The organism is Pseudoalteromonas sp. APAL1, from assembly GCF_021532475.1.
Classification (GTDB): Bacteria; Pseudomonadota; Gammaproteobacteria; order Enterobacterales; family Alteromonadaceae; genus Pseudoalteromonas; species Pseudoalteromonas lipolytica_C.
Genome location: NZ_JAKGAW010000001.1, coordinates 181,323 through 193,440 on the forward strand (window position 1 = coordinate 181,323; position 12,118 = coordinate 193,440).

12 protein-coding genes are annotated in these 12,118 nt (G+C 40.8%); 2 read left to right on the forward strand and 10 right to left on the reverse strand.

The genetic code is table 11. From position 1 onward, the window contains the following. Positions 1-52 precede the first annotated feature (52 nt). A complete protein-coding gene (barA, locus tag L1264_RS00855) occupies positions 53-2,815 on the forward strand; it encodes a two-component sensor histidine kinase BarA (protein ID WP_135926248.1) in 2,763 nt (920 codons plus the stop codon). Between the two features lie 106 nt (positions 2,816-2,921). After that, positions 2,922-3,170, forward strand: a complete 249-nt coding sequence (locus tag L1264_RS00860) for a hypothetical protein (protein ID WP_199527239.1) — start codon at positions 2,922-2,924, stop codon at positions 3,168-3,170. 182 nt (positions 3,171-3,352) lie between these two features. On the opposite strand, the gene pdxJ is transcribed toward L1264_RS00860, so the two are convergent. From pdxJ to rpoE, 10 genes are all read right to left on the reverse strand, one after another. Further along, positions 3,353-4,084, reverse strand: a complete 732-nt coding sequence (pdxJ, locus tag L1264_RS00865; protein WP_175079982.1) for a pyridoxine 5'-phosphate synthase — start codon at positions 4,082-4,084, stop codon at positions 3,353-3,355. A 43-nt stretch (positions 4,085-4,127) separates the two neighbouring features. Continuing rightward, entirely contained in the window at positions 4,128-4,814 is a 687-nt protein-coding gene (gene recO / locus L1264_RS00870; RefSeq protein WP_135923793.1) for a DNA repair protein RecO, read from the reverse strand. Between the two features lie 16 nt (positions 4,815-4,830). Continuing rightward, positions 4,831-5,763 carry a GTPase Era gene (gene era / locus L1264_RS00875; RefSeq protein WP_135923792.1) on the reverse strand — a complete coding sequence of 311 codons (933 nt, stop codon included), beginning with the start codon at positions 5,761-5,763 and terminating at the stop codon, positions 4,831-4,833. After that, positions 5,753-6,430, reverse strand: a complete 678-nt coding sequence (gene rnc, locus L1264_RS00880) for a ribonuclease III (RefSeq protein ID WP_135923791.1) — start codon at positions 6,428-6,430, stop codon at positions 5,753-5,755. The genes era and rnc overlap by 11 nt, the downstream gene beginning before the upstream one ends. A gap of 2 nt (positions 6,431-6,432) precedes the next feature. After that, positions 6,433-7,368: a signal peptidase I gene (gene lepB, locus L1264_RS00885; RefSeq protein ID WP_135923790.1), complete on the reverse strand. Its 936-nt coding sequence runs from the start codon at positions 7,366-7,368 to the stop codon at positions 6,433-6,435. Positions 7,369-7,394: 26 nt separating this feature from the next. Further along, positions 7,395-9,182, reverse strand: a complete 1,788-nt coding sequence (gene lepA / locus L1264_RS00890; protein WP_135923789.1) for a translation elongation factor 4 — start codon at positions 9,180-9,182, stop codon at positions 7,395-7,397. A gap of 69 nt (positions 9,183-9,251) precedes the next feature. After that, complete coding sequence (locus L1264_RS00895; RefSeq protein ID WP_135923788.1) at positions 9,252-9,701, reverse strand: SoxR reducing system RseC family protein; 450 nt, start codon at positions 9,699-9,701, stop codon at positions 9,252-9,254. 3 nt (positions 9,702-9,704) lie between these two features. Then, complete coding sequence (locus L1264_RS00900) at positions 9,705-10,658, reverse strand: MucB/RseB C-terminal domain-containing protein (protein ID WP_135923787.1); 954 nt, start codon at positions 10,656-10,658, stop codon at positions 9,705-9,707. Positions 10,659-10,662: 4 nt separating this feature from the next. Further along, positions 10,663-11,289, reverse strand: coding sequence for a sigma-E factor negative regulatory protein (locus L1264_RS00905; protein WP_135923786.1), 627 nt, complete (start codon positions 11,287-11,289; stop codon positions 10,663-10,665). A gap of 1 nt (position 11,290) precedes the next feature. Beyond that, positions 11,291-11,872, reverse strand: coding sequence for an RNA polymerase sigma factor RpoE (gene rpoE / locus L1264_RS00910; RefSeq protein WP_036969086.1), 582 nt, complete (start codon positions 11,870-11,872; stop codon positions 11,291-11,293). Positions 11,873-12,118 lie beyond the last annotated feature (246 nt).

Below are 12,118 nucleotides of genomic sequence, written 5' to 3' on the forward strand. Positions count from 1 at the left end.
GGAAGTAAGTATATACTCTTAAACAACGATAATAATGATAACAACATTCTTTATGACTAAATTTGGCTTACGTGACTCAGTCTTAACTCTCACTTTAATACCGACTGTGATCATAGGCTTGTTGCTGGGCGGTTATTTTACAATAAATCGTTACATTGAGCTCGATGAAATTTTATATCAACAAGGTGTGACAATAATTGAGCCGCTGGCTATAGCGGTTGAACAACCCTTGCTCAAGCGTGATAAACCGCTATTAACACGCCTAGTTAGTCATACCCATAACAAGCACTCCCCTGCTATTCAATCAATTGCTATTTTTGATGAGAACAATGAGCTTGTCATTTTTAGTAAATATCAAAGTGAGTTCAAAGAGTTTATAACCGATAACTCAGCGTCACTAGACGGTATTATTGTCAAAAATTCAGAGCACTACTTAACGTTTAAAACTGCCATTGTTAATCATAGTCGCCAAGATTCGATTTGGAACCACCATAGTTACCAAGCTTCATTGGGGACTGTGGTTATCATGCTCAACAAACAACAGGCTATCATTGGTCAGCAACGCGCACTGCTTATAAGTGGCATTGTCATTATTTTAGCGTTAGTACTGGCGACTATTTTGGCATTTAGACTTACCCGTATGTTTGTTCAACCACTTAATAAGTTAGTACTTGCTACCGACAGATTAATAGAAGGTAAAGTAGATACCGGTCTTGATAAAAAAATGTTTGGAGAGTTTGAGTTACTCAGAGAAGGCCTTAATACGATTTCGCAAACCATGGTCATGCAACGTGACGAAATGCAAAAACACATTGACCAAGCAACCTCTGATTACCGCGAAACACTCGAACAGTACGAAACCCAAAATATCCAGTTAAGTATCGCCAAAAAAGACGCGCAAGATGCTAACCGAGTAAAATCAGACTTTTTAGCTAAAATGAGTCATGAATTACGTACGCCTTTAAATGGTGTAATTGGTTTTACACGCCAGCTTTATAAAACCCCGCTAAATAAGCATCAAAAAGATTATCTTGATACCATTGAGCTGTCGGCCAACAGTTTATTGACCATTATTAGTGATATTTTGGACTTTTCTAAATTAGAAGCCGGTGCCATGGAGCTAGAATCAATGCAATTCCAGCTGCGTGACAATATCAATGAAGTTTTAACTTTATTGGCACCGAGCGCTCATGAAAAGCAACTTGAGCTATCAATTTTTATTCATCCACAAGTGCCTGATAACCTGACCGGTGACCCGACTCGCTTTAAACAAATCTTAATTAACCTGTTGAGTAACGCGATTAAATTCACTGAAAAAGGGTCGATTAAAGTGGATGTTGGCTACCGCTTGCTCGATGAAGAGCGCGCCTCAATTTTGGTCTCAGTGACTGATACAGGTGTAGGTATTCCTATGGATAAACAAGATGCGTTATTCACACCATTTGGCCAAGCAGACTCAAGTATTACCCGAAAATTTGGTGGTACTGGGCTTGGTTTAATCATCACTAAACATATTGTTGAAGCGATGAACGGTCGCATAACGCTTAACTCAGCTCCTGGCAATGGCACCTGCTTTACATTCAATGCGGTATTTAGAACGCCAAGTAATATAATTACCAGCGACTTACCTACTCAATCCTTAATTAATAAACGCGTGCTTTATTTAGAGCCGCATGAACACTCTCATCAAGCAACATTGTCGTTATTGAATGAATGGCAAATGCGGGTGACTGCGTGCACAGATGAAGAAAGTTTCTTAAACGAGATCAATAAAGATTTCAGCTATGACATCTGTATTATTGGTCATACTGCCACAATAGATGATATGCAGCAGCTGAAAAGCTACGTGAAAGCAGTTCGCCCTGCGACTGATTATTTATATATTATGCTCAATACTGTGTCACATAATATGCGTGAGGCATTTATTGGTAGTGGTGCTGATGCATGCCTTAGCAAGCCGCTTAACCACCGTAAACTGTGTGAAATATTGGCTGCACCTTATCGCCTTGATCACCCAGTACATAATATTGAACAGGGTGACGAAAAGCTTTTACCACTTAAAGTGTTGGTCGTTGATGACAATGACGCTAACTTAAAGCTTATTTGTACCCTTCTGGAAGAACAAATTGAGTTAATTGATACCGCCCATAATGGTTCTCAAGCCTATAGCTTAAGCAAAAGCCATAAATACGATTTAATATTTATGGATATTCAAATGCCAATCATGGATGGTATTACCGCTTGTAAGCTTATTCGCGAATCATCACTCAATGAAGATACCCCTATCATTGCAGTTACAGCGCACGCACTGGCGGGTGAAAAAGAGCAACTTCTTAAAGATGGCTTTAAAGGTTACTTAACCAAGCCTATCGATGAAGATATGCTAAAACAAATCATCAGCGATCATAGCCCGCAATCACCTATTAATCGTGAGCGAAGTAAAGCAGCTGCCGTTCATTCGGAGCCACCATTTGAAAGCGCTCGTCTTGATTGGCAATTAGCACTACAACGCGCAGGCGGTAAAGAAGAACTAGCACTTGAAATGCTTAACATGCTATTACTGAGCGTGCCGGAGACCTTGCGCCTGCTCAATGAAGCTATAGAAAAAGAAGATTGCGAACATGTACTTAGCATAGTACACAAGTTCCATGGCGCATGTTGTTATACCGGCGTACCAAAACTAAAATCACTTGCCGAAACTCTCGAAACAGCATTAAAAGGCGATTGCGATTTAAATTACATTGAGCCTGAACTGTTTGAGTTAATTGATGAGCTTAATAATTTGTTAAGCGATGCAGGTATGGAAGAGCAATAAAAGTTAGAAAGAATCTCAAGGAAGATAAATGTTTTTTATTTCATTTTTTGTTTTTGTATCGCTATCGTTCGTATGGTGCATAGTTTGTCATAAAAGGCTTGGTGTGATGGCAAACGATTACGTAAAGAACAATTACGCTGAACAGTGGCAAACATACGAAAGCCAAGCCCAATTAATGAAGGTAAAACCTAACTCGATGGTTATTCATTCAATTAAGAAAGGTAACTTGTCGGCAATAGATGATGGTGTTTTAAAAAGCTTTAAGAAAAAACATCAATATTTAGTGGCCCTACTCTGTCTTTCGCCTTGGCTTTCTTCATTACTTGCACAATTTATTGTTTATCTGAGTAAATAAAAACGCGGTGGATATCACATCCACCGCGCTCAGTATTCAAACTTGCCAGCGCCTATAAAAGGGCGGCAGTTTAAAGCTTATACCAATTCGCTTAATTAAGTAGTCTATTTTGAGGCAATAAAACCTCGTAGATAGCGACAGGTTTAATCCCTCAAAATGATTAATATTATTGCGGATTAGTATTAAAGCCTTGCTTCAATCATTAGGCGTTTCATATCGCTTACTGCTTTTTCTAAACCATCGATCGCTGCACGGGCAATAATTGCATGACCAATGTTTAACTCATAAATTTCTGGCATTGCCGCAATTGGTTTTACATTGTGATAATGAAGACCATGGCCGGCATTAACGATTAAACCTAGGCTATCAGCATATTGTACGCCGCTACGAATACGTTCAAGCTCCGTGTGTAGCTCTTCGTCATTCTCAGCATCGGCATAAGCACCTGTGTGAATTTCAACGTAAGGAGCATTACACGCTTTTGCAGCATCAAGTTGCGCGTTGTCGGCATCAATAAATAACGAAACCTTAATTCCTGCTGCTGTCAGCTTTTCTGTTGCAGCTTTTACTTTTTCAAAGTTACCTACAACATCAAGGCCACCTTCTGTGGTGAGTTCTTCACGTTTTTCAGGCACTAAACACACATAAGCAGGTTTCACTTCAAGGGCGATGTTGATCATTTCATCGGTGACTGCAATCTCAAGATTCATTCGTGTTTGAATTGTTTTTGCCATCACATATACGTCACGATCTTGAATATGACGACGGTCTTCACGCAAATGAATGGTGATACCATCTGCACCAGCATGCTCTGCAACAGCAGCGGCATGCGCAGGATCTGGGTAACTCGTGCCACGCGCTTGGCGTAAAGTGGCAATGTGATCAACGTTTACACCAAGAAGAATATCTTTCATTTTTTTACCTGTTTAAAACAACGATTCAAGGCTGAGTATCAGCCTACTTAATAAATAACTCACGGCTTTTTAATGGCTTTTTACCAAGTAAAGGCTTGAGTAGGTATCGACTTAATTGCTTAGCCATATATAACACATCAGGGGCGCTAAAGTCATGAGCCGCAATGGCATTTAATTGCTTTCCTGAAAAGCCACTATGGGGGTCGTCATGCAACAAAAAACCGTATTCAGCAAAATACTGATAATTTGCTGCATCGTTTATTTCATCCCCTTGCGCATCAACGCTAAAATCAACACCGTATCCTAGCATCTCTAGCAGTTGAAACTCATAGGAGCGCAGCACCGCTTGCAGGCTTTTAGTGGTCGACAACTCGTGTAAATGCTGTTTATAAAGATGATAAACACTTTCCATCGGCTCGTTGATTGGTACGATACGATTGGTTAATTCGTTCAAATAAAAACCACAATATAACTGGGTGCCAGTTAACATACTTTGCCCGCCATGGGGCTCAAAACGAGTGATGTATTTTAAATCAGACTTACCGCTGTATTGTACAAGCAGAGATTGGAAAGGTTGCAGTTGAGCTTTATGTTTAGTGGCCTGGCGACCACTAATACGAGCCAACATTCTCAGTTGACCAACGCCTTCTACCAGCATATCAAGCATAACTTGCGAGTCACTAAAAGGACGTCGATGCAGCAAGTATGCTGTGTAGAATTCGCTATCCATGGCGTGTAAGCTTTACTTAGTCTTCACCATAGCCAAGGCTACGTAGCGCACGTTCATCGTCAGCCCAACCAGATTTGACTTTTACCCAAAGTTCTAAAAATACTTTGTTATCAAGCATTTCTTCAAGGTCTTTACGCGCTTCACGACCGATAACTTTTAGCTTTTCGCCCTTGTTACCGATCACCATACGTTTTTGTGTTTCGCGCTCAACCAAGATAAGGCCATTGATTTGCCAAACACCATTATCGAGCCATTTAAACTGTTCTATTTCTACCGTGACAGAATAAGGTAACTCATCACCCATAAAACGCATCAGCTTTTCACGGATAACTTCTGCCGACATGAATCGCATAGAGCGATCTGTCACGTAGTCCTCAGGAAAATAAAATTCGCAAAGAGGAAGACGCTTAGTTACTTCAGCTTTGATTAGTTCAATATTTTTACCCTGCTTAGCAGAAACAGGAATAATACCAACAAAATCAAACTTTTCGCCCAAGAACTGCATGTGTGGCAGCACAAGATCGCGATCTTTTACTTGGTCGATTTTATTCATTACCAATAACACCGGACGACCACTTTGGCGTACTTTGTTAAGTACCATCTCATCGTCTTCGTTCCAGTGTGTTCCTTCAACCACAAAAATGATCAGTTCTACATCACCAATTGAACTTGATGCTGCTCTGTTCATTAAACGGTTAATGGCACGCTTTTCTTCTACGTGTAAACCCGGAGTGTCAACGTACACAGCTTGGTATTTACCTTCGGTATGAATACCCATAATACGGTGACGTGTAGTTTGCGGTTTACGCGAAGTAATCGACACCTTTTGCTCAACAATGTAGTTAAGTAAGGTCGATTTGCCCACATTTGGACGGCCTACAATGGCAATCATCCCGCAGTGTGTATCTAGCTCTGCAGGTGATTTAGAGATTAAATCATCAAGATTCATTTTTAAGTATCTTTAAGGCTTTTTCAGCGGCTTTTTGCTCTGCTTTACGACGCGAGCTACCCACTGAGATAATGCTATCCATCCCTTCAACAATACATTCAACCGTGAATGTTTGATTGTGCGCTTGGCCCTTTGTATCAATAACAGTGTAGCCTGGTAACGATAGTTTGCGCGCTTGTAAGTATTCTTGAAGTAATGTTTTCGGGTCTTTTTGGTTCAAACCTGGCGAAATTGCATCAAGGCGAGACTCATACCAGCTTAAAATAAGCTCTCCACATTGTTCAATGTTTGAGTCTAAGAACACCGCGCCAATAATCGCTTCAACAGCATCAGCAAGGGTTGATTCGCGGCGAAAACCGCCACTTTTCAATTCACCTGGGCCTAAGCGTAAGTAATCGCCCAAGCCAAATTCTAGGCCAAATTCAGCCAAGGTTTGTCCACGCACTAAGGTAGAGCGCATACGGCTTAAATCACCTTCACGTGCTTTTGGAAATTTATTATAAAGCGCATTAGCAATCACAAAACTCAAAATTGAATCGCCCAAAAACTCTAAGCGTTCATTATGTTGACCTTTATGACTGCGATGCGTCATTGCCTGCTCAAGCAACGCTTGATCAGTAAATGTATAACCTATTTTATTGTATAACTCTGTTACGTTTTTTTTCATCGTTACTGAATATTACCTAGGCGTTCAAAACGAACACCAGTTGGAACCCAGCTTGGTAAAAAGTCATCTGGGCCATTTTCAAATTCAAAACTCATCCATATAAAGACGGCTTTACCAACCAAGTTTTCTTTTGGTACAAAGCCCCAAAAGCGACTGTCTTGGCTATTATCACGGTTATCACCCATCATAAAATAATGATCGGCAGGAACCACCCACTCATCTGAGCGAGTACCCGGCTGCTGATAATAACGGCCTTTCATTTCAGGCGCTTGCGGGTTAATCAAGATATTATGATTGACTGTGCTTAGACCTTCTTCTAAACGCACCAAATTCATTGAACCTTGTTTGAACTCATCGCTATTGAGGATTTCCATATCAATTTTATTGTATTCATTACACAGCAACTCACCCTGTTGCGTAGCACCTTCTTCACATTTTGGCTGAATATAAAGGTGCTTGTTGCGATAAACAATCTTATCGCCAGGTAGACCTATTGCTCGTTTAATGTAATCAACACGCTCATCAAGTGGGTATTTAAATACAACAATATCACCACGCTCAGGCTCGTTTACATCAACTAGCTGACTGCGCCAAACTGGGTCTTTAATGCCATATGAGTACTTTTGAACAAGAATAAAGTCACCCACAAGTAAAGTTGGCATCATCGAACCAGATGGAATTTGAAACGGTTCAAAAATAAATGAGCGGAAGATGGTGATTGCCGCAATCATCGGAAAAATTGATTTAGCCGTTTCAGTAATACTTGGCTCAGGCGCAATTAATGCAGCGGTTTCTTCATCTAAATCACCACCTGCGGCATTTTGAGCAAGGGCAATTCGCTGTTGACGCTTAGGCGCAAACATAAAGTGGTCAATTAACCAAATTAAACCTGAGCCAAGTGTTAACAACACTAAGAAAATTGAAAAATAACCCGCCATGCATTAATTCCTATATCTACTTCTTATTATTTACCAACTTTAAGGATAGCTAAGAATGCATCTTGAGGAACTTCAACGTTACCTAATTGCTTCATTCGCTTTTTACCTTCTTTTTGCTTCTGTAGTAGCTTTTTCTTACGGCTCACGTCACCACCGTAACATTTTGCGATTACGTTTTTGCGTAATTGCTTAACTGTTGTACGTGCAATCACATGCTGACCAATCGCTGCTTGAATCGCAATATCAAACTGCTGACGTGGGATCAGATCTTTTAGCGCTTCCGCTAACTGGCGACCACGTGACTGCGCAATATCACGGTGCACAATAATAGCAAGTGCATCAACACGCTCACCATTAATTAGTACATCAACACGCACCATGTCTGAAGCTTGGAAATGCTTAAAGTTATAATCAAGTGATGCAAAACCACGACTTGTTGATTTTAACTTATCAAAGAAGTCCATTACTACTTCAGCCATCGGTAATTCGTACGTCACCGCAACTTGCTTACCATGGTAGCTCATTTTAGTTTGCATACCACGCTTTTCAACACAAAGTGTAATTACGTTACCCAAAAACTCTTGCGGAACTAAGATGTTAGCTTCAACAATTGGCTCACGGATTTCAATAATATTGTTTACCGGTGGTAGGTCAGACGGGTTATCTATTTGTTTAGTTCCGTCTTTTGTTTCTACTTCGTAGATTACTGTTGGCGCAGTAGTAATAAGATCAATGTCGTACTCTCGCTCAAGACGTTCTTGAATGATTTCCATGTGTAGCATACCTAAGAAACCACAACGGAAACCAAAACCAAGTGCTGTTGAGTTTTCTGGTTCGAAGAATAGCGACGCATCGTTCAAGCTTAGTTTATCAAGCGCATCACGGAATGATTCATAATCATCTGATGAGATTGGGAACATACCAGCATAAACCTGCGGTTTAATGCGTTGGAAGCCAGGTAAACGCTCAGGGGCAGAATTACGTTGAAGCGTAATAGTATCACCAACTGGTGCACCGTGGATTTCTTTAATACCCGCAATAACAAAACCTACTTCACCGGTTTTTAAGATACCCGTGTTGGTTTGTTTTGGAGTGAAAATACCCACTTTATCTGCGATATGAACTTGCTCATTCGACATGATCTTAATTTTATCGCCAGAGCGTAATTCACCGTGTTTGATACGTACTAATGATACAACGCCTTGATATGGGTCAAACCATGAGTCAATGATAAGCGCTTGTAGTGGCTTATCTTTGTCACCTACCGGTGGCGGAATATCTTTAACAATAACTTCTAATACTTCTTCAATACCAATACCTGTTTTAGCACTACATTGCACTGCATCTAGAGCATCGATACCGATAATATCTTCAATTTCTTCAGCTACACGAAGAGGGTCGGCTTGCGGTAAGTCGATTTTATTTAGAACTGGGATAACTTCTAAGTCCATTTCGATTGCTGTGTAGCAGTTTGCCAATGTTTGTGCTTCAACACCTTGGCCCGCATCTACAACCAATAATGCACCTTCACAGGCTGCAAGTGAACGCGATACTTCGTATGTAAAGTCAACGTGTCCTGGGGTATCGATGAAGTTTAACTGGTATGTTTCGCCGTCTTTAGCTTTATAATTTAGTGTTACACTTTGCGCTTTGATGGTAATACCACGCTCACGCTCAATGTCCATTGAGTCTAACACCTGCTGCTGCATTTCACGGTCTGTTAAACCACCACAAACTTGGATAAGACGGTCTGAGAGAGTCGATTTACCATGGTCAATATGGGCGATGATCGAAAAATTACGGATATGCTTCATAAACTGGATTCTAAACTTCTATATAAATGGACTAAGTGTATAAAGCGACAATTTTACATTTAATTGGCTTTAATCACCATCTATTTGAGTGAAAGGAATAGTAATTGGGTGAATTTTTATTACTTTTATATCGTGCTTGAGGCTCTTAACCCTTGATTTTGCTATTGCATAGCCCGTTAAGCCACCAATCACGGCTGCTAAAATTTGCCAGCCCTCAGGTAATGAAAAAGCGGCAAAAGCGATTAAAGCAAATCCCAAACTAAGTAAAAGTGGCAACATATACACAGCCATCGCATGTTTAACTAGATGACTATCATCAAGTGCTAAGGTCACTTTTTGACCGACTTTTAACTCGGAATCAAAGGTATAGGGGAAAGTTTTTTTGGCTGTTCCAAACAGTTTAGCGAATACTTGCGAGCCACATCGACCATTACAGCCGGCACAGGCCTGTTTTTGCTCTGCTTCTAAGTTCGCTGTCGTGCCTTTAACCGACACGACAGTGAGTGTTTGTTCAATCATAATTTAAAGAGGTCGCGCTACCGACTCAGCTATAGCTTTGGCTGTCATAGCAGGAATATTACCAACAACCGATACATCAAAGCCACCGCCATTGTGAACATAAACCGTCGTTGCACCCGATGATAGTGCACCACTGGCTCGTTTGCCTGGTAAAGGTCTTTGAATAAACACAGATACTTCCACAAAACCATCAGAGTATAAGTAATAGTCTGTTAGTTCATTATTTAAGTCTAATTTGTGGCGATCTGACTTTAACAATTTGAATCCATCTGGCAACCAGCCAATATTCCAATTATTGCCAGCACCTTCAGATGCATTTTCAATCTCAGTGGTTGGCATAGCAGCAGGAAAACTACGGTTTTGCATTTCAAGTAGCATTGGCGCTGGCTGCTCGGTCACACTTATGTGAGTTAACTGTAATTGCTCCAACATTTCGCCTTTATGATCAACATAAGCAGACTTAAGTAGAAGCGATGATTCGGTATCAATCCAAATCCAGTAGTTAAATTTATGCTCATCTTTTGATTCAATACGCACTAACTGCGCTGAGCGACCTGCAATACGTCCTTTACCACCTAGCACAAAATCATAATGTGCACTTACGCGTTCAATATCTTTAAAAAGTACTTCAGGAATAGGCCCGGCAATAGTGTCGGTTTTGATAGTATAAGGCTGTGAGTGAGGCTCAAAATAAGTAACTTGTCCGTTAACTCTTGCCATCTCAAGCCCTGCACCATTAAGCAAGCTCAAATGTTCAAGCTCAATATCACCTTGTTTAGCATGCAACCAACGATAAGGTTCCATGGTTTGGCCTTTAACGACGACAAAAGATGCATCAAAGTTGCGGGTATGAACGGCATCAGCCATATTAAGTAATAATGCTTTGGCGGGGTTTTCATCACTGGCAAAAGCCGGAGCCATTAATGCCAGTGACAAAATAAAAGTAAACACTTTCATTTAATTAGTTTTTTTCCTCTTCTGCGTTTTCTGCAGTTTGTGAACTTTCCAGAGAATAGGCAACACGTGCTTGACGCTGATGCTCAAGAACTAATGCCCCTATACGCTGCTGTTGTAATTCACGTAAACCTTGCTCTGCGTTTTCAAGTGCAGGCTGTTCTGATGAATAGCTAACAGGTGACGCAACCCCCGTTAAAGGTGTTGTTTGTAAAAGTGGAATGTCACTTTCTGGTGATTCGGTGTTCTGCGGCAATGTTTGTACGCCCACAATCGCAAACATAGCAACACTTGCAGCAATTGCCACTTGGGCAAATGGACGACGCCAATTAAATGCTACAACGTTATCTGTGCCTGTTGCCGCCACGATTTCTTCGCTTTTTGGTGCTGTTGTTTTATTCGCGAAATCAGCGTAAACAGGTTCTTGCTCAAGTGATTCTGCCACTGCGTCTGCAATGTCGAAATTAAAAGCGTTATTATTTGCCTCAGCACGCATTACGTCACCGATCATCGCGTAACGACCAAATGTTGCTACATCGTCGTTAGTGATCGCTTGATCAGTTAACTGCTGCTCGCCGTCAAGTAACGCGGACAACTGCTCATTATCCAACTTGTTAACGTCTGCTTTTGTCATACTAAGACTCACCTATTAATGGATTCAATTTATTATCAATCGCCTCACGGGCACGAAATATACGCGAGCGTACCGTTCCCACAGGGCAATCCATAACCACGGCTATTTCTTCATAGCTCATCCCTTCAATTTCACGAAGGGTTATCGCGGTCTTCAGATCTTCAGGCAAACTATCAATCGTATTAAAAATTACAGCACGTACTTCGTCACTTAATAACAGGTTTTCAGGTGATGCGTTAGAACGCATAGCATCTGCACTGTCATAAAATTCGGCTTCTTCAGCATCAACATCGTTTGCGGGGGGCTTTCGGCCCTGCGCAACCAAGTAATTTTTAGCACAATTTACGGCGATACGGTATAACCAAGTATAAAAGGCGCTATCACCTCTAAAGTTAGGTAGAGCTCGATACGCTTTAATAAACGCCTCTTGCGCGACATCAGCGACATCACCTTGGTTCGACACATAACGTGAAATCAAACCCGCAATTTTGTTCTGATATTTTCTAACTAATAGGTTGAAGGCGTTTTTATCTCCTTGCTGGACCCTTTTAACTAACGCTAAATCCAAATCCTGCTCGCTCATTCGAGCCGGTACTCCTCTGTTTGATTCTTGCTTGCTATTCATATACTCGCCATTGTTTACACAAACTCTGACTGCAGCATGAATATAAAAGTTCAGTTTAAAATGATTTTTTTATAAAATAGCATGCAAATAAATTGAGTCATACCGATCTTATTACACAATAAGTTCAAATACTGCTGTTAAATCAACGGGTACATAAGTTCACTGTGAATTAAATAAATTTAAACAAACAGCCTAAAGTAGACT